Below are 16,397 nucleotides of genomic sequence, written 5' to 3'. Positions count from 1 at the left end.
AGTGATGAACGGCGGCCCAGTGGTGAGCCAATCGACTCACCACTTCGACACTAGGACAGTGACTATGGTGAGTCAAGCCACTCACCTCGTATGCTCGGCCCATGAGCAGGGTCGTGACGACATACCACCAGCGCATCGCCCAAGAGAAGCGCGCGCTGATCTTGACGGCAGCGACCGAACTGTTCCTCGAATCGGGCTACGACCGGACGTCACTGGCGCAGATCGCAGAGCGTTCGGGAGTTTCACGGGCCACGTTGTTCAAGAAGTTTCCGAGCAAGGCCGCCCTGTTCGACGCCATGGTCACCGAGTCCTGGTCAACCGCCGACGAAGAGAACCCTCCGCCGGCAGGCAACATCGTTGACGGCCTGGGCACCATCGGTCGCCGCTACGCCGAGCTACTGAGTCGCCCCCAGATGACCGATCTGTTCCGAATCGTCATTGCTGAGCTGCCGCGATTCCCCGAACTCGCCAATGCGCAGTTCTCGCACGGGAAAATGCCCTACTTCGAGTCCGTACGCAGCTACCTGGTGGCCGAGCATGAGGCGGGAACGGTGCGGGTCGAAGACCTTGACCTCGCAGCCACCCAGTTCCTGGGCATGATCTCCAACTACGTGTTCTGGCCGACACTCTTGGTGCCGGGTTGGGAAGTGAGCGCCGAACGCGTCGCCCAGGTGGTCGACGAGGCCGTTCGCACCATCGCCGCCCGGTACGCCGCGACCGACCCGGCGCCGTCGACCAACGACTGAAGCCCGCTGTCCCCGAATAGGTTCCACCGCACACGGACCGGATCCCTAAGCGACCCTCGTGGTTGCGTTGTCCCCAGCAGGTTTCGGAGTCACCCCCCGGCGCATGATCCCCGCGCCGCCATGAGTTGCCCCCAGAGGCCACTCAAAACCACGTTATTGGTCATCCAATCAAAAACGCCCTAGGATGGCGGCATGACCAACACTTCGGCGCTGACGCGCGAACAAATGATTGATATTGCAAAACAGTATTTCCACCTCGTGGACGGCGGTGAAGGTTCGATCCTCGCCCTGTTCACGTCGGATTGCCGAGTCTTCTTTCCGAAGTACGGGACAGCCAAAGGGCAGGAACAGTTCAGCGAGCTCGCGGCAGGACTGCTCAGGACGCAGCACTTCTTCAGGCACAACTTTCCGAGCATGGTCTTCACAATCGAGGGGAACCGCCTGGTAGTCGAGGGACTCGTCACCGGCGAAGCCGCGGATGGCCGGCCCTGGCCCGCACATCCGCGCAACGAGGGGCGCTACTGCAATGTGTTCGAGTTCTCCGGGCCGTTGATCTCACGCCTGCACATCTACGAAGACCCGGACTTTCTGACCGAGGACACGAACCGCCTCCTGTGGGACTGACGAGGAACAGAGGCGCGATTCACACAGTTATTGGTCGTATAACCATGAACTGGTAGCGTCGTGGCATGGCGCGACCGCGAAAGTTTGACGAAGACGCGGTGATCACTGCTGCGCGACAGCAGTTCTGGCACAAGGGCTACGAGGCGACGACCATGAGCGAGCTCTGCATTGCCACCGGCGTCGCCTCGCAGAGCCTGTACGGCGCCTTCGGATCCAAACACCATCTATTCGTGCGCACCCTTGACGACTACTGCACCAAGCAGGTCACCGCCCTTCTGGGCAGCCACGAGGCCGCAAACGATCCGTGGGCCTGGCTGATGGATGCTGTGTCTTTCGAGGATGGCGGCCGTCTCAGACTCACCGAGGATGGCTGCTACCTGGCCGACTCTGCCGCGGCTCTGGCCCGTCTGGACAGTGAGGTCCACAACGCATCGCAGCGAACATTCACCCAAATTCTCGAGGTGTTTGCCACAGCTCTCAAGAGAGCGAAAGCCCAGGGGCAGCTCAGGACTGGCATCGATGTCGACGGAGCTGCACTGACACTGCTGACCGCTATGCAGGGCATCGAGTTCCTCCGGAAGTCGGGCTTCAACGACGATCAGTTCGAGAAGGCAAAGGCCAACACCACCGCCATGCTCACCCGAGCATTCACGATCAACGAAGAACCCCATTGATCGTCCGGCACATCATTCACCACGACCTGACGGGGTGAGTTCGACGCCGAGCTGGCGCAGGAAATCAAGATTGTCATACTGAACCCACTCCTCGGCGAGCTTGCCGTTATCGTCGAAGCGGAACATGTTGATCAGCGACAACGTGACTCGCTTGCCATGCGGCTCGACCGTGCCAATCGGAGAGAGCCCAAAGGCAGCCACGAAAATGCCGCCCATCTCGGTTCGGCAGCCGACAAGGGACCCCGACGAAACGATTTCTCTTCGCTCACAATAGAAGTCGCTGAACGATGACCGCATCGCCGTGAAAAATGCCTCCAAGCCGGCGAAGTCGAGTTCGGCGCCAGGACCGTGGAATGCGAAGTCTTCGCTGAAATACTCGCGCAACGCGGTCGGGTTTTCCCGCGCGATCGCTTCACGTCCGATACGCACAAGTGCACGCGAACGATCGTCGTATCGGATGTCGTCGGCTTCGATGAAGGCAGACATGAAGTTCCTTTACATTAGATGGTTGATTACCAACTGGCCCACGCGACGTGGGGATCACGCTGCGGATAAGCCAGTGATACGACCGTAAAAGCTGGAGTCGACTCCAGGTCAAGCCCTGCGGGCGGTCGTTATGAAATCTGCGGTCGGCGAATGCGCGCGCTCAGACGTTTCGGTCTGCAAAGTAGGCGTCGTCGGTGTCGTCCCGCACAAAAAGCTCGCCGGCAGATCCTTGAGCCAGAGCTTCGGTGTAGGCGGCAACCTTCGCAGCGATCAGGTCGAGAGATTCCTGTAGGACGGCCATTTGGGCGCGCACCTTTTCCTCGTGACGCTTCAGCAGCGCCAGCCGCTCGGTCTCGTTACCGATCCCCGCACGGACCAACTCGGCGTACTTGGCGATGTCGGACAACGACATTCCCGATGCGCGCAAGCGCTGGACTATCCCAATCCAGGCCACGTCATCCAAGGAGAAACCGCGGCGACCAGAAGCACTTCGTTGCGGCGGAGGAAATACGCCCTCACGTTCGTAGAAACGGAGCGCGTCCACGCTCAGGCCTGTGCGGGCACTGACTTCACCGATGGACAGGAGCTGCTGTGCCTCTGACATCAGATCAGAATACGTTCGACCGCGACAGTTGGATTGTCACGCCGGGCCCGTACCCGAGCAATCATTGCCGCGCACTACTTCGAATCGATCCGGCCTGGTGTGGTCGGATCTGCGTCATACGCAGCTTTGGCTCGTTCCCAGCTCGGATCCTGCGGATAGAGAGCGCTGCGCAAGAAAGCCACCGTCAAACGTTGCAGTGCCGCGACCCTGTCGGCGTCCTCATCGGTGGTCTCGGCGGCTTCGTACCCAGGGATGCCTCCGAGTGAATGCTCCGCACCAAATAAGGTCAGCAGCGACTGTGCACCGGGGCTCAACCAGTAAGGATCGGTCGACCAGTCCGCTCCACGCGTGGTCAGAACGCTCACGTCGGCATCTCCTGCCACAACCAGACTCGGAGTGGTCATGTTCGTGAAACTGGGGTTCAGCCAGGGCATCTGCGCGGCGAATTCCGGACGAAGATCACTCCCACCTTGGCCCGCAGTGGCGAGGAGAACACCGGCCGTGACACGAGGATCGGACATGTCGACACCCTGTTGTGTGTCCGGATCCAGAACCCGCAAGCCGAGCAGGATACCTGCGGTTTGGCCACCGAATGAGTGCCCAGCCGCAGCAATCGCATTGTGGTCCAAGCGTCCCTGCAGCCCGGGAACCGCGGCCTCGATCGTAGGCAGGTTGTCGAGAATGCGGGTCATGTCGTCAACTCGGTGCCGCCACAGCACTTTTCGCCGCGGGTCGTCCGGATCGAGACCGACCGTACGAGAGTCGAGGTGCGTCGGTTGGATGACGACGAATCCATGGGCGGCCCAGAAATCCGTCAGTGGGCCGTAGGCACGCATAGATGAGCCGAAACCGTGGGAGAACAAGATGGTGGGCAAGTCGCGACCAGCGATCGGGGCCGACACCCGCAGTTGTACATCCACTCCCCGGCCAGGGGCCGATAACCGCACCGGACTCACCGACACCACCGGTCCAGCCACGTCCCTATCACCCAATATCGCCTCTTCGTTGGCCACCAGTAAGTCCTTCTGATCAGTTGTGGGGATGCTGTGCAAGGATTACTCGCACGATCGTTCTAGTTAATTATTAGAACGATCGTGACAGAAAGTCAACGACGAGAGTGGAGGGTTCATGGTCGGACGACCCGTAGATCACCGACGGCGTACCGAATTGCTCGATGCGGCAGTCGATTACGCCGCCCAACGCGGTTTCGCTGAGCTGTCATGGCGCCCGATCGCTGCGGACCTCGGCGTCTCGACCTCGACGCTTGTCCACCACTTCGGCACCAAAGAGCACCTATTAGCGGCCATTCTGGAGAGATTGCGTGAGCGCGTCGTGGTCGCAACCGGAGAACTGGCCGGTGACCAGCCCGACCTTCGCACCGCCGCGCGGGCGGTATGGTCATGGAGCTCAGATCCACAACAGTGGGCCACATTCCGGCTGTTCTTCGCGGTTTACGGCAATGCCCTGCAAACCCCAGAGCCCTATGCCGACTTCATGAGCTCGGTGGGCGACGACTGGATGCAAGCCCTGCGCAGCGCTCAGGCCGGCCACACCGATCCGGCAACCGCCAATCGCAACGCCACACTCGTGATCGCCACAATCCGGGGTCTCCTCCTCGACCTCCTTGCCGGCGGTGATCGAGTCCGAGTAGAGGACGCCGCGGAGCACTTCATCGAGACCCTCAACTGACAACCGGTCAGCTCACATGAAGATCGACGGCTCAGGGTTGCTGATGGCCGGCGCAAACCGCGGCATCTGCGCAGAGTTCGTCCGCGACTACGCGAGCGGGCGGTGCCGCCAAGATATACGGCACACCGCATCATCAACGGTCACCGCCACCATCGGGCCGCATGAGGCGCCCTCAGAACATCACGGGGTTCCCAACCGCTGCCTTCCGGCGGGCGGGATTGACTTTGCTCAGCCAGGGATGTGCTGAGTACGCATAAACGGCTTTTCGCCCTTCACCTTTGGACTGCCTTCGGGGTTGTCTTGTGCCCCCCGATTTTTCCGTTCGTCACTGTCGAGCCAGCCGACCGGGTCTTCTACATAACGCCATTCGGTACCTTCGGACCAAGGCCCCTGCCCCTCATTCCAGGGTCCTCGCGTCGAGCCGCCGCCGCCGGACATGTTGAAGGTGAGATTCTGGAACCGATCGTCACCGGGCTGCTGGCCGGGCGGAAAGTTCATCGGCAATTCGTTCAAAGCGGCCGTGAACTGTTGGAAGTGTGCAACTTCACGCGACATCAGAAAAGTCAATGTGTCCTGAATACCCGGGTCCGTGGTGAATTGTTTCAGGTATTCGTAGACCACTTTGGCGCGGGACTCGGCAGCGAGGTTGCTGCGCAGGTCGACCGTGGGATCCCCGTTGGAGTTGACGTAGGCCGCGGTCCACGGCACGCCGGCCGCGTTGGTCAGGTCGACACCACCACCGCGCAGTGTCAGGTATTCGGGGGTTACCGCAACCTGGTTGATGATCGAGTCCTTACCGTCATTACTGGAGACCGCCGGCATCCAATCACAGTGCTCGTTCGCCTGTTTGAGATCATCGTTGAGCCCGTCGAGCAGCATGGTGATCGTCGCTCCGACCATCTCGAGATGCGACAGTTCCTCGGTGGCGATGTCCATGAAAAGGTCGTACATTTTCGGGCTCTTGCGTCGCAAGATGAAGGCCTGCGAAAAGTACTGCATCGCCGCTTTCAGCTCACCGTTGGCCCCGCCGAACTGTTCCTGTAGAAGCGTGGCGAACTTTGGATCGGGCCGCTCGACTCGTACATCGAACTGAAGCTCTTTGTGGTGCATGAACATGATTACCTCCAGAAGGGTGGATTAGTTCATCGGTCGACTACCCCCAGCGGCCCTCCTTCACACTGTCCGTTTCGGTTCAGGCACTGTCCGTTTCGGCTCATCCTCTGCGTGTTTCGTCAGCGGTCAAACGAGGTAAGCCACATTAATCCGGGCGTTGCTGCCCACACAGACGACGGCGAAGGAGATATCCATGGACCCGTTGGATATGTTGCGCGCAGACCACGAGAGCGTGCTCGGAATGCTGGAGCTTCTGGACGGACCCCCCGGAGACAGTGCCGACAGCCTCGCCAAGCGCAAGGAGCTGGCCACGACGCTGGTGATGGCGGAGTCACAACACGAAGCCATCGAGGAGCAGCTCTTCTGGCCCGCCTTCCGGCGCCTGGTCGACAACGGCCACGCAGTGGCAGACCAGGCGATTGAGCAGGAAGAAAAGGGTAAGCGATTGCTGCAGACCATCGAGGACAACGACGCGGGAACACCCGAGTTCGAAGATGCTCTCACGGCGTTCATCAGTCTCGCCCGCCTGCACATCGAGTTCGAGGAGACAACAGCCTGGCCAGCGCTACGGGAGAAGCGCCACACCGCCGCCTCCGACCTCGAAGCTCTGGGAGATTCGTTGCGCGTGGCCAAGTCGACCGCACCCACCAGACCCCATCCCCACACCCCGTCGAATGCTGCTGCGCAGGGCACTGTCGGTATGGCAGCCGCTGCAGTGGACAAGGTGCGCGACAAGGTCACCGGACGCGACAAGCAAAAACCGGCGCAGGCGCCCCCGACGTGAGTGGTCGCACATAAACGACCAACGACGGGCACCAACGGGGTGTTCGTTGCTTCGCGCCCGAACCAGAACGGATTGTCAATGAGTGCTGCCCTTCCCACTGCCGTCGACGTCATTGTGATCGGCGGTGGTCCCGCAGGGCTCTCCGCGGCCACCTGGCTCGGCCGATATCAGCGATCCACTCTCCTCATCGATGCCGGACAGCAGCGCAACCTGGCCGCCGACGAAATCCACGGCATGCTCGTCCCGGGTCCGAGTACCCCGCAGGACTTCTACGACGCTGCCCGGGCCAGTTTGAAGCGGTACTCGCACGTGCGGCTGCACAACGGGACCGTCACCGCTGTGCGACTGGAGGGCCCGGAGAGGTTCGTCGCCACCATCGGCGGCGCCCAGGTGCGCGCCAAACGGATCGTGTTGGCCACCGGTGTCCGTGACCGACTACCCCAGGTTGCGGGCATCGCGAACCACTACGGCACCGACGTCCATCATTGCGCGTCCTGCGATGGCTACACCGCACGCGGCAAGACGGTGATCGTGCTCAGCAGCGGTGAGCATGCCCCCGCGTACGCGTCCGAACTGCTGGACTGGGCCGCGAAGGTGCGGATCGTCACCGAGACCAACGGCGATTCCCTCTTCGGCGAGGAACAACGCACTGTATGCGCCGAGCACGGCATCGAGGTCGTCGACGGAGTGGCCCAAGCCTTGATCGGTGATCCCGGCGCCTTGACCGGTGTCCGGTTGGCCGACGGACAATTGGTTGCGGGGGAGAAAGTGTTCTTCTCCTACGCACACCATCCGACCAACGAACTTGCCCAGCAACTCGGATGCGAGCTCGATCACGAGGGCGGGATCGTCGTCGACGCGCTGCAGCTCAGTAGCGTCGACGGTGTCTACGCCGCCGGGGACATCACCTCTGGGCTGCAATTTGTATCTGTCGCCGTCGGCAGCGGTACCACCGCCGGCGTGGCGTGCGCGACATCTTTCCGTGGCCACTCCACGACCTCCGCGGCACCCGCCCCGGCCCCGCCCGCCCGGCATTTCGCCGCTAGATAGAGTCGCGCAATGGCGGACGAAACCACTTGCAGCACTGCGAATAGCCGCGACGTCGACCGCCACAATCGGAAGTCAGGTGCGGAGCGCAGTTCGAACGAGTTCGGCGACAGCCCGAGACCGACTGTGTGGTGGCCAGGCAATGACCGTGGTGACCGGTGGTGCGTCGACTATCGGCACAGCGACAAGATCGTCATGCAGGTGTGAACGGCAGGAGTCAGGCGCGAACATCAAGGTTCGGCCAAGTGAGATGAGCTGTAGAAGCTGCGTGTGACTGTGCACCTCGGGCCCATTGCCTTCTGCGAAGGTACCGTCGGGCCCGGGCCAGCGGGGCAGCGGTAGCTCGGGCACCTCAGTGAGATCCTTCAGGCGCAGATCACCGCGGGTGGTGAGCGGGTGACCGGCAGGTAGAACCGCGATCTGACCTTCGGTGTGAAGGTTCTCGGTGTCGAAACCTGTTGTGTCGTCATATGGTCGGTGAAGCAACGCAACATCGGCGCGACCGCTTCGCAATAGCTGCTCTTGTTCACCGGGCCTACACAACACCACGTCGACGCGGACGGACCCGGGTACTGCGTCATAGGCGTGCAGAAGCTTCGCCAGTAATTCATCGGACGCTCCGGCTTTGGCAACCAAGATGATGCCCGCTTCACCCACCGCTGCCTCCGCGGCACGCTGAGTGCGGTGTTCGGCAGCCCTCATTGCGTCCAGAGCCACCCGTCCTTCATGAAGCAGGACAGTACCGGCCGGGGTAAGAGTCACCCCTCGGCTGTTGCGCTGCAACAACTCACCACCGAGCCGGCGTTCGAGCTGGCTGATCGCCCGAGATAGTGGTGGCTGCGCGATGCCCAGACGCTGAGCCGCTCGACCGAAGTGCAATTCTTCAGCAACGGCGACAAAGTACCGTAGCTCTCGGGTTTCCACCGTGACAGCATAACCAGCCCGCGATGAGCGTCGATACCTTGCGGGTATCGCTCATGACCCGATTGGTCTTGGACGGACGCGTGGACCGAACCGCATGATCGATGGCGTGAATGAAGCAAAAACAGTCCTCGTGACGGGCGCGAACAAGGGTATTGGCTACGAGATCGCCGCGGGGATGGGCAATTTGGGTTGGAGCGTTGGTGTGGGCGCCCGAGATCAAGTGCGGCGGGACGCCGCAGTGGCCAGATTGCGAGCAGCAGGCGTCGATGCTTTCGAAGTGCCACTGGACGTCACAGACGACCGCAGCGTCACCGAGGCCGCTGACGTGATCAGTGAGCGGACCGGGCGTCTGGACGCGCTGGTCAACAACGCAGGTATCACCGGTGGCGGACTGCAGCAACCGACAACCGTCGACCCAGACATCATTCGCTCGGTCGTGGAGACCAACGTCATCGGCGTCATCCGGGTCACCAATGCCATGTTGCCGTTGCTACGGCGCTCAACCGCTCCGCGGATTGTGAACATGTCGAGCAGTGTGGGGTCGTTGACGCGACAATCCGAAGCCTGCAGTGAGACCACCACCGGTCCGGTCGCTGTCGCGTACGCACCCTCGAAAACATTCTTGAATGCAGTCACCCTCCAGTACGCGCGCGAACTGGCCGCAACCAACATTCTGATCAATTCCGTCTGCCCGGGATTTGTCGCGACCGATCTCAACGGCTTCCGCGGCGTACGCAGCCCGAAAGAAGGTGCTGCGGTTGCGATTCGCCTGGCCACGCTCCCTGAGGACGGTCCCACGGGCGGCTTTTTCGAGGACACCGGTGTGGTGCCGTGGTGACGTCCATGCTCACGCTCCCATTCGCCCGCGCCGCCAACAACTTCTCCATTCGTCCACTGCTGAGGAAGATTTCATGAATATCGCGATATTGGGTACCGGAAAAGTCGGAACCGCTCTCGGGACCCGTCTCGCTTCGGCAGGCCACCACGTGGTTTACGGGTCCCGGACACCGTCTGAGGAAGCCGGGATCCTCGCCCAGTGCGAGGCCGTCGCCTCGGCGGAGATGGTGATCACGGCCATCCCCGGAACAGCCGTACTCGATACATTGCAGGAGATCGGAGAGGAGGTCCTCGGCGACAAGATCGTGTTGGACCCGTCGGCCGCGTTCACGCCGGAAATGACGATGGCGTACCCCGGCGACAGCGTCGCCCAGAAGCTGCAGGCGCGGTTCCCGAGCGCGAGGGTCGTGAAGACCCTCAACACGATGAACTTCTCCATCATGGTTGACCCGAAAGGGTCCCTGTCACAGGCGACCGTGTTTCTCAGTGGCGACCACGACAACGCCAAAGACGTTGTCACCGAGGTACTCAAGGACCTGGGGTGGTCGACCGACAGCATCCTCGATCTGGGCGGTATCGATACTGCTTTGGCAACCGAACACGTGGCCCCACTGTTCTTCGCGCTCGTCAGGGCCCTGCAGACCACCAAGTTCAATATCACGATCTCTCGATGAGAGCCCCCCACGTGGTGGGCTCGTCGAGGATCTGGCACCTGGCGTTCCTGGCGTCAGTGAACCGGAGCATGCAACCTCTGGTGAAGGTTCTTGGGCCATTCCGGGAGACAACGTCCCCAGGGCCTGACCCGCCCCACCCGGTTGCCCGATCATAGCGTCGACAGGCGAGCGAACCTGCAGGCTGTGGACGTGAGAGAATGAACGGTGTCGGTAAAGACATTGCCGTCGCGCCCGTGTGCCTTGGTGCCCACGGGCGGCGATGAACTGTTAGAACCGAAGGGATCCCGTCCGTGAATCGAGATAGCACCGACGCAGTAATCGTCGATGGAGACGACTCAACCGCCGGCACCGCCACATTGACCGTGGTCACCGTTGCGCACAACGAGCTGGTCATCTTGACCGTGCAGGGCAGCATCGACGTCCTGACCGCACCACAGCTCACCGAGGCGGTCGCCGACGCACTGACCAGCGAGCCACGTGGACTGATCATCGATCTGACCACCACCGAGTTCCTCGCCTCGGCAGGCATGAGTGCCCTGGCCTCCGCCCATGAAGCCATCGCCCCGACCGGGCTGTTCGGCGTCGTGGCCGACGGCCCGTCCACCTCACGGCCACTTCAAATGGTCGGACTGGACCAAACATTGACCCTCTACCCCACCCTGGACCAAGCAATTGCCGCGATGGCCTGATCGGCAGCCTGCGTAAATCTGCCATCGGCTGGGTAGTCAGCACCTGTGACCCCACTACCCCAACTACGGCGCACCTCCGGGCACTGCGGGTTCTCGCTACACAACCTTCCCGCCGACGCCTCAGATGTAGCCACCTTCCGCCGCCACTTCACCCGATGGATCGCCGACCAGACCAACGCCACCGACGAACGTCGCGCCGACATCGTCCTGGCCGTCTATGAAGCTGTCGCCAACGCCGCCGAACACGCCTACGCCACCCACTCTCCCGACGCGACCTTGAACATCGCCGCGCGCTACCGGCACACCGCCCGCACCCTCGATGTGACCGTCACTGACCACGGCACCTGGAAACAACAGCAGCCCGGCCACGCACGCGGACGCGGTCTACTGCTCATCCGCGCCCTGACCGACACCACCGACATCGCCACCGGACCTGCCGGCACCACAGTGAACCTGCAGTGGCGATTGTTCTCCTCGAGCGCCAGCGGCAGGCCGACGACACTCTAGTGCCGGCGCCCCCTGCGGCGGTGCGGTAAAGGACCTCACGGCACCGGGTAAGACCCAGAGCCACTACTTCGCGGACGAGGTACCGCTCTCCAGAATGCTCACGATGGAGTACAGCGAGAAGCAGATCGCGCCCAAACCGACGAGCACGCGAGCGGCGATGAACACATTCAGGTTGTCCACTGCTTCTTGGAAGACGAAGGCGGCCAGGAACAGACAGCTCAGAGCGGTGACAACGGGAATCAGCGGAACCCGGTTGGCGAGCCCGAAGGTCCTGCGCCACACCAGCGCCAACAGGCCGACCTTGCTCAGGATGCTGAAGCAGACCAGTCCCAGCCCGATCATCACGAAGCCGGGCGTCAGGTAGTACTCCTTGCTGTGCAGTGCGAGGACGACGATCCCCCAGACCATGCTCAGAGCGCCCATGGTGATGACGAGCCACGGCCAGAAGATCCGCTCCCGCGGCTCATAGGTGTTCTGCACCTGCCGAACGATGCTGAACACCAACCCGATCAGGCTCGTGCAGATCATCGCCAGGCCGGCGACGACGTGGCCGACCGTGAACCGCTCCGGGGTCGTGGTCTGTGCCAGGTTGATGATCGCGAACACCCATGCGGTGATCGCCAGTGCCACCGGGATGATCGACAACACCAGGACCGAACCGCCTCTGAATGCCGCGGCGGGCGGGTGCCGGTCATTCTCCGACTGACTCGAATTCTGCGGGATGAGCGTGAATTTCGTGGACGCGGTTGCGACGGTGGCAACGCATCCGCTGATCAGACCGAGACCGAAAACGACGTGCCCGGCGACGTAAGCAGGGGCACGTGCGGATTCTGCCCCGGCGAAGATGATGATTCCGTAAACCGCCGTCCCGATCGCCGTGGCGAACCCGAGAGTCGGATAAAAGATCTTGTCGACGGTGTTGAAGCGGCCGATCAACTGTCTGATGATCGTGGCGGCGGTACAGAACAGGCAGAGGCAGATGGCGGCGAGGAAGGTGACCACTCTGCCGGCGACGAAGTTCCCCGACGCGTCGCCGTCCGTCCAGATGTAGACGCCGTAGCCGATGCACAACCCCATCATGACCAATGGAATCGTCCGGAAGACCACGCTCATCCCGTAGTTCATACCGATCACGACCTCGTAGCGTTGCCGGTCGATCACCACTCCAGAGCAATGATCGAGACTTCTGAGGTGGACGCCTGGGGTCAAGGGTTGGTCCAAGGGTCCGTGATTGCAGTCAACCATGGCAGAACAGCATTGAGAGTCGTTTCACGGCAGGTGTCACGAACAGGCCACTGCCCCTGTCCGGCTTTCCCCACCCCTCCGCTCGCCGAACCGAACGAGATACGCTGCGCCACACCGTATGGCACCCCCGCCGCAGCGGACGAAGGTCGTTTTCACACCTGACCGAACCAACCGCGAGTCATGCTCGAATCTGGCGTTTTCTGGTGGACACTCCCCAGTTCACCCTAGTCTCGATGTAACCCATACCACCGTCAACAGCCAGTCGGGGGAACGAGCATGAAGAGCTTTTCGAGTTCGCATATCGCCCAAATCGGAACGGCCGCAACGGCCCTTGCCGCAGTCCTCACCATCGGAATCGGGACGGCCGGCGCCTCGGCGGCGACCACCGAAGACCTGGCCCACGTCATCGAGTCCGGGCTCGAGCAACCGGCCGGCGACGTCATCCTCAACGGCCCCAGCACCTGGTCGGCACCGGTCGGCAATGGCCCGAGCAGTGATTCCTTTCTGCCGGCATTTGCGTACGGATTGTTCAATCCGGATGTCGCACCTCCGGGCGCGAACGATTGGGATTGCACACCCGAGGACGGCCAAGAGCCCGTTGTCCTCCTCCACGGAACATGGGAAAACGCCTATGACAATTGGGCTTTCATGTCGCCGGCATTGAAAGCCGCAGGACTGTGCGTGTACGCATTGAACTACGGCAAGTTGCCGATCCAGGACGGTGGCGGGCTCGGGGACATCGTTCCCGGCGCCAACGGCAACGGCGATATCGCGCAGTCGGCCGGACAACTCGCGACGTTCGTAGATCGGGTGCTCGCCTCGACCGGTTCGACGAAGGTCAACCTGGTCGGCCATTCGCAAGGCGGCCTGATGGCACGGCAATACCTCAAGTTCAACGGCGGCGCCGACAAGGTCGACAACCTCGTCACGCTCGGCGCCACCAACCACGGAACCAGCCTGCTGGGCATCGGCACCCTGGGCCGGACCATCAACAACCTCGGTATCGACATTCTCGGCCCGGTCGCACTCGTGGTCGGGGTCGCCGGGATCCAGCAGGTCTACGACTCGGAGTTCCTCGAGACCCTCAACGCCGACGGTGACACCGTCCCCGGCGTCGATTACACGGTGATCGGCAGCCGATACGACGAGATCACCACGCCGTATGCGTCAACATTCCTCACCGCCGGCCCGGGCGCGAGCGTCAACAACGTCACCATTCAAGACGGCTGCGAAATCGACACATCAGATCACCTGTCCCTGAGCTATTCACCGCGTGCGGCATCCATCACCGCACGTGCGGTCGGAGGAAGGACGAGCGACGGCCGTCCGGTACCCATCGTGTGCGAACCGAACGCTTGGCTTTTCGGTTGACGGCAAACTCATTGTCCCACTGCTCTTTACCGTTATAAGGAGGCATTCCGGCGCCGTGCAGGTATTGCAGTGTCGGAGCATAGATAGAGGGGATCGGCATGTCCCCTGACAGCGAAAGGACTTGATCATGAACGAGGCCGACCTGATCCGCGACGCATACGGCCGAATCTCCGAGGAGGTTCACGCGACGCTCTCCGACCTTCCCGATGCCGCCCTCACCTACCGGATCGACCCCGGTGCGAACACGATCGCATGGCTGATCTGGCACCTGACCCGCGTACAGGACGACCACATCGCCGGTGTCGCCAACTCGGAGCAGGTGTGGACCGCACAGGATTGGTATGGCCGCTTCGCATTACCTTTCGACGCCGACGAGATCGGCTACGGACAATCCAGCGACGACGTCGAGAAGGTCCGAGCCGCCGGCGACCTCCTACTCGGATACCACGACGCGGTCCACGAGAGAACCGCCGCGTTTGTCGAAACCCTGAGCTCAGAAGACCTCGACACCGTGGTCGACCGGAACTGGAACCCACCGGTCACCCTCGGTGTGCGCCTGGTCAGCGTCGTCGCCGACGATCTCCAGCACGTCGGTCAGGCAGCGTTCATCGCCGGCGTATTCGCTCGCACGGCGACCTGAATCCGCCACGCAAACCCGACCGAGTCTGAGAACTCCCCTAGAATGGTTGTGCACAATTCAATTGCGCACTATGTTCAGACATGTGACCGCACTTCGCCTGGACAGCCAACTCTGCTTCGCCCTGTATTCGGCGTCGCGGGCGACCACCGCCGCGTACCGTCCGATGCTCGACGAAATCGGGCTGACCTATCCGCAATATCTGGTTCTGCTGGTGTTGTGGGAGGAGAAGACGATCACGGTCCGCCGACTCGGGCAACGGCTACAACTGGATTCGGGCACTCTCTCGCCGCTGTTGAAGCGGTTGGAGACCGCCGGTCATGTCCGGCGTGACCGCTCCCCGACCGACGAGCGGTCGGTCGAGGTCACGCTCACCGACGCCGGCCGAGAACTCGAATCGAAGGCCCAGTGCATACCCGAACAGCTCTTTGCTGCAACAGGTTTGGATGTGGATCAAACCGTAGAACTGCGCGACGCGGTCCAGCGGTTGACCGTCGCACTACGTGAATCCGGCAATCCGGCCGGTTCGTGAACAGCCAACTCCGAAAGGCACCACCATGAAAGCTCTCTACACCGCAGAAGCACTCGCCACCGGTGACGGCCGCAATGGTCACGCCCGCACCACCGACGGCAAGGTCGACGTCGACCTGTCGGTTCCAAAAGAGATGGGCGGCAACGGTGTCGGAACCAACCCTGAGCAGCTCTTCGCCGCCGGATACGCCGCCTGCTTCCACTCGGCACTGCGTTTGGTCGCCGGACAGGAAAAGGCCGATGACACCGATTCGACTGTGGGCGCACGGGTGTCCATCGGAAGCCTCGACAACGGCGGCTTCGGCCTCGCCGTGGAGCTGGAGGTGACACTGCCGAACCTCGATCACGCCACCGCCCAGGCACTCGCCGACAAAGCACACGAGGTTTGCCCGTATTCCAACGCAACCCGCGGGAATATCGACGTCAAGCTCGTGGTGACCGACGACTGAGCCGCCAGAATCGACCGAACAGATGACGGCAGCCGTCGGGCCACAAGGCCCGCCGGCTGCCGTTTTTCGGCTTCAACGGTTCATGGAAGAGCGCCCGGTTGTGCAACAACGCCGGACATGTGGTTGATAATGCCGGGATGAGATCGCGGAACAAGATCCTGGAGGCCACACTCGGGTTGATCGCTACCGAGGGCTTCGACGGGGTCAACATCGCCGCGGTGGCAAGCGCTGCCAATGTCTCCCGCCAGACCGTCTACTCGATCTTCGGCACTCGAGAAGACCTCGTCTCTCAAGCCGTCGCAGGCCTGACCATGGAAATTCTCGGCGATATCCGTAATCACCTCGAAGCCGTCGACACACCGGTGGCCTACATCGTCGAACTCATCGTCGCCGGCCGGGCAACTGTCCGAAGCCACCCGGCACTGGCCGCCCTGCTCCACGCGGAAGTCGGAAATCCGATCTTCGACACCGGGATGATCTCCCGCGCGAAACCGATTGCCCATGAACTGCTCGCCCCGCTGGCCGAGCAATATGCCGAGGTCAAAGAGCACATCGATGACATCGTCGCAATGGGGCTGCGGCTGGGGCTCTCGACCGTCCTCTTCGATGACGTCGACGTCACCGAGGACGACGCGCTCCGAGACTTCCTCATCCGGTGGCTGGCTCCGGCGATGCAATCCTGGACCACATCACCCGACGACTCTTGACACTTTCGGACGGAACTGTCTAACTTTACCGGGCGACCAGCCGCGTCCGCGGAGCAACT

Annotated in this window: 21 protein-coding genes; 15 read left to right on the top strand and 6 right to left on the bottom strand. The window is 62.0% G+C overall.

The window, feature by feature from the left end; all coding sequences use genetic code 11:
• Window positions 1-101: 101 nt before the first annotated feature.
• From AC51GT_RS19885 to AC51GT_RS19875, 3 genes are all read left to right on the top strand, one after another.
• Window positions 102-746, top strand: coding sequence for a TetR/AcrR family transcriptional regulator (locus tag AC51GT_RS19885; RefSeq protein WP_496329898.1), 645 nt, complete (start codon window positions 102-104; stop codon window positions 744-746).
• Window positions 747-938: 192 nt separating this feature from the next.
• On the top strand, window positions 939-1,370 hold the full coding sequence (locus tag AC51GT_RS19880) for a nuclear transport factor 2 family protein (protein WP_496327166.1): 432 nt from the start codon (window positions 939-941) through the stop codon (window positions 1,368-1,370).
• 65 nt (window positions 1,371-1,435) lie between these two features.
• Window positions 1,436-2,044, top strand: coding sequence for a TetR/AcrR family transcriptional regulator (locus AC51GT_RS19875; protein ID WP_496329897.1), 609 nt, complete (start codon window positions 1,436-1,438; stop codon window positions 2,042-2,044).
• 12 nt (window positions 2,045-2,056) lie between these two features.
• Here AC51GT_RS19875 and AC51GT_RS19870 read toward each other — a convergent pair whose 3' ends face one another.
• The 3 genes from AC51GT_RS19870 to AC51GT_RS19860 all read right to left on the bottom strand — a co-directional run bounded on the left by AC51GT_RS19870 (window position 2,057) and on the right by AC51GT_RS19860 (window position 4,150).
• Window positions 2,057-2,530 (bottom strand): ester cyclase, encoded by a 474-nt coding sequence (locus tag AC51GT_RS19870; protein WP_496327168.1) that lies wholly within the window; start codon window positions 2,528-2,530, stop codon window positions 2,057-2,059.
• Between the two features lie 160 nt (window positions 2,531-2,690).
• Window positions 2,691-3,134 carry a MerR family transcriptional regulator gene (locus tag AC51GT_RS19865; RefSeq protein WP_496329896.1) on the bottom strand — a complete coding sequence of 148 codons (444 nt, stop codon included), beginning with the start codon at window positions 3,132-3,134 and terminating at the stop codon, window positions 2,691-2,693.
• A gap of 74 nt (window positions 3,135-3,208) precedes the next feature.
• Window positions 3,209-4,150, bottom strand: a complete 942-nt coding sequence (locus AC51GT_RS19860) for an alpha/beta hydrolase family protein (protein WP_496329962.1) — start codon at window positions 4,148-4,150, stop codon at window positions 3,209-3,211.
• A 112-nt stretch (window positions 4,151-4,262) separates the two neighbouring features.
• Here AC51GT_RS19860 and AC51GT_RS19855 point away from each other — a divergent pair, with 112 nt between their 5' ends.
• Complete coding sequence (locus AC51GT_RS19855; protein WP_496329895.1) at window positions 4,263-4,823, top strand: TetR/AcrR family transcriptional regulator; 561 nt, start codon at window positions 4,263-4,265, stop codon at window positions 4,821-4,823.
• Window positions 4,824-5,051: 228 nt separating this feature from the next.
• Here AC51GT_RS19855 and AC51GT_RS19850 read toward each other — a convergent pair whose 3' ends face one another.
• A complete protein-coding gene (locus AC51GT_RS19850) occupies window positions 5,052-5,939 on the bottom strand; it encodes a manganese catalase family protein (protein WP_496327171.1) in 888 nt (295 codons plus the stop codon).
• Window positions 5,940-6,129: 190 nt separating this feature from the next.
• Between AC51GT_RS19850 and AC51GT_RS19845 the strand changes: the two genes are divergently transcribed.
• Window positions 6,130-6,720 carry a hemerythrin domain-containing protein gene (locus AC51GT_RS19845; RefSeq protein ID WP_496329894.1) on the top strand — a complete coding sequence of 197 codons (591 nt, stop codon included), beginning with the start codon at window positions 6,130-6,132 and terminating at the stop codon, window positions 6,718-6,720.
• A gap of 78 nt (window positions 6,721-6,798) precedes the next feature.
• A complete protein-coding gene (locus AC51GT_RS19840; RefSeq protein WP_496329893.1) occupies window positions 6,799-7,770 on the top strand; it encodes an NAD(P)/FAD-dependent oxidoreductase in 972 nt (323 codons plus the stop codon).
• A 72-nt stretch (window positions 7,771-7,842) separates the two neighbouring features.
• On the opposite strand, the gene AC51GT_RS19835 is transcribed toward AC51GT_RS19840, so the two are convergent.
• Window positions 7,843-8,691, bottom strand: coding sequence for a LysR family transcriptional regulator (locus tag AC51GT_RS19835; protein ID WP_496329892.1), 849 nt, complete (start codon window positions 8,689-8,691; stop codon window positions 7,843-7,845).
• Window positions 8,692-8,797: 106 nt separating this feature from the next.
• Here AC51GT_RS19835 and AC51GT_RS19830 point away from each other — a divergent pair, with 106 nt between their 5' ends.
• From AC51GT_RS19830 to AC51GT_RS19815, 4 genes are all read left to right on the top strand, one after another.
• Window positions 8,798-9,529, top strand: coding sequence for an SDR family oxidoreductase (locus tag AC51GT_RS19830; RefSeq protein ID WP_496329891.1), 732 nt, complete (start codon window positions 8,798-8,800; stop codon window positions 9,527-9,529).
• A 73-nt stretch (window positions 9,530-9,602) separates the two neighbouring features.
• Complete coding sequence (locus AC51GT_RS19825) at window positions 9,603-10,202, top strand: NADPH-dependent F420 reductase (protein ID WP_496327176.1); 600 nt, start codon at window positions 9,603-9,605, stop codon at window positions 10,200-10,202.
• Window positions 10,203-10,492: 290 nt separating this feature from the next.
• Window positions 10,493-10,891, top strand: a complete 399-nt coding sequence (locus AC51GT_RS19820) for an STAS domain-containing protein (protein WP_496327177.1) — start codon at window positions 10,493-10,495, stop codon at window positions 10,889-10,891.
• 45 nt (window positions 10,892-10,936) lie between these two features.
• Window positions 10,937-11,398 (top strand): ATP-binding protein, encoded by a 462-nt coding sequence (locus AC51GT_RS19815; RefSeq protein WP_496329890.1) that lies wholly within the window; start codon window positions 10,937-10,939, stop codon window positions 11,396-11,398.
• Window positions 11,399-11,461: 63 nt separating this feature from the next.
• Here the strand turns inward: AC51GT_RS19815 and AC51GT_RS19810 are convergent, their stop codons facing one another.
• The gene (locus AC51GT_RS19810; protein WP_496327179.1) at window positions 11,462-12,559 is read right to left on the bottom strand and encodes a DUF2776 family protein; all 1,098 of its coding nucleotides are present in this window, start codon (window positions 12,557-12,559) and stop codon (window positions 11,462-11,464) included.
• 360 nt (window positions 12,560-12,919) lie between these two features.
• Between AC51GT_RS19810 and AC51GT_RS19805 the strand changes: the two genes are divergently transcribed.
• From AC51GT_RS19805 to AC51GT_RS19785, 5 genes are all read left to right on the top strand, one after another.
• Entirely contained in the window at window positions 12,920-14,014 is a 1,095-nt protein-coding gene (locus AC51GT_RS19805; RefSeq protein WP_496329889.1) for an esterase/lipase family protein, read from the top strand.
• Between the two features lie 127 nt (window positions 14,015-14,141).
• The gene (locus AC51GT_RS19800) at window positions 14,142-14,654 is read left to right on the top strand and encodes a mycothiol transferase (RefSeq protein ID WP_496327181.1); all 513 of its coding nucleotides are present in this window, start codon (window positions 14,142-14,144) and stop codon (window positions 14,652-14,654) included.
• Window positions 14,655-14,736: 82 nt separating this feature from the next.
• A complete protein-coding gene (locus AC51GT_RS19795; RefSeq protein ID WP_496329888.1) occupies window positions 14,737-15,183 on the top strand; it encodes a MarR family winged helix-turn-helix transcriptional regulator in 447 nt (148 codons plus the stop codon).
• A gap of 25 nt (window positions 15,184-15,208) precedes the next feature.
• Window positions 15,209-15,631 (top strand): organic hydroperoxide resistance protein, encoded by a 423-nt coding sequence (locus AC51GT_RS19790; RefSeq protein ID WP_496327183.1) that lies wholly within the window; start codon window positions 15,209-15,211, stop codon window positions 15,629-15,631.
• Between the two features lie 137 nt (window positions 15,632-15,768).
• Window positions 15,769-16,338 carry a TetR/AcrR family transcriptional regulator gene (locus AC51GT_RS19785; RefSeq protein ID WP_496327184.1) on the top strand — a complete coding sequence of 190 codons (570 nt, stop codon included), beginning with the start codon at window positions 15,769-15,771 and terminating at the stop codon, window positions 16,336-16,338.
• The last annotated feature ends 59 nt before the right edge of the window (window positions 16,339-16,397 follow it).

The sequence above is a fragment of the Williamsia sp. z34 genome (assembly GCF_059553395.1).
This window is presented reverse-complemented; position numbering and strand designations above follow the sequence as displayed.

Bases quoted from the DNA above. Each gene is read 5' to 3' on its own strand.
- AC51GT_RS19865 (WP_496329896.1), bottom strand. From the start codon at position 3,134: ATGTCAGAGGCACAGCAGCTCCTGTCCATCGGTGAAGTCAGTGCCCGC.
- AC51GT_RS19845 (WP_496329894.1), top strand. From the start codon at position 6,130: ATGGACCCGTTGGATATGTTGCGCGCAGACCACGAGAGCGTGCTCGGA.
- AC51GT_RS19855 (WP_496329895.1), top strand. From the start codon at position 4,263: ATGGTCGGACGACCCGTAGATCACCGACGGCGTACCGAATTGCTCGAT.
- AC51GT_RS19825 (WP_496327176.1), top strand. From the start codon at position 9,603: ATGAATATCGCGATATTGGGTACCGGAAAAGTCGGAACCGCTCTCGGG.
- AC51GT_RS19880 (WP_496327166.1), top strand. From the start codon at position 939: ATGACCAACACTTCGGCGCTGACGCGCGAACAAATGATTGATATTGCA.
- AC51GT_RS19785 (WP_496327184.1), top strand. From the start codon at position 15,769: ATGAGATCGCGGAACAAGATCCTGGAGGCCACACTCGGGTTGATCGCT.
- AC51GT_RS19870 (WP_496327168.1), bottom strand. From the start codon at position 2,530: ATGTCTGCCTTCATCGAAGCCGACGACATCCGATACGACGATCGTTCG.
- AC51GT_RS19850 (WP_496327171.1), bottom strand. From the start codon at position 5,939: ATGTTCATGCACCACAAAGAGCTTCAGTTCGATGTACGAGTCGAGCGG.
- AC51GT_RS19840 (WP_496329893.1), top strand. From the start codon at position 6,799: ATGAGTGCTGCCCTTCCCACTGCCGTCGACGTCATTGTGATCGGCGGT.
- AC51GT_RS19875 (WP_496329897.1), top strand. From the start codon at position 1,436: ATGGCGCGACCGCGAAAGTTTGACGAAGACGCGGTGATCACTGCTGCG.
- AC51GT_RS19805 (WP_496329889.1), top strand. From the start codon at position 12,920: ATGAAGAGCTTTTCGAGTTCGCATATCGCCCAAATCGGAACGGCCGCA.
- AC51GT_RS19790 (WP_496327183.1), top strand. From the start codon at position 15,209: ATGAAAGCTCTCTACACCGCAGAAGCACTCGCCACCGGTGACGGCCGC.
- AC51GT_RS19800 (WP_496327181.1), top strand. From the start codon at position 14,142: ATGAACGAGGCCGACCTGATCCGCGACGCATACGGCCGAATCTCCGAG.
- AC51GT_RS19885 (WP_496329898.1), top strand. From the start codon at position 102: ATGAGCAGGGTCGTGACGACATACCACCAGCGCATCGCCCAAGAGAAG.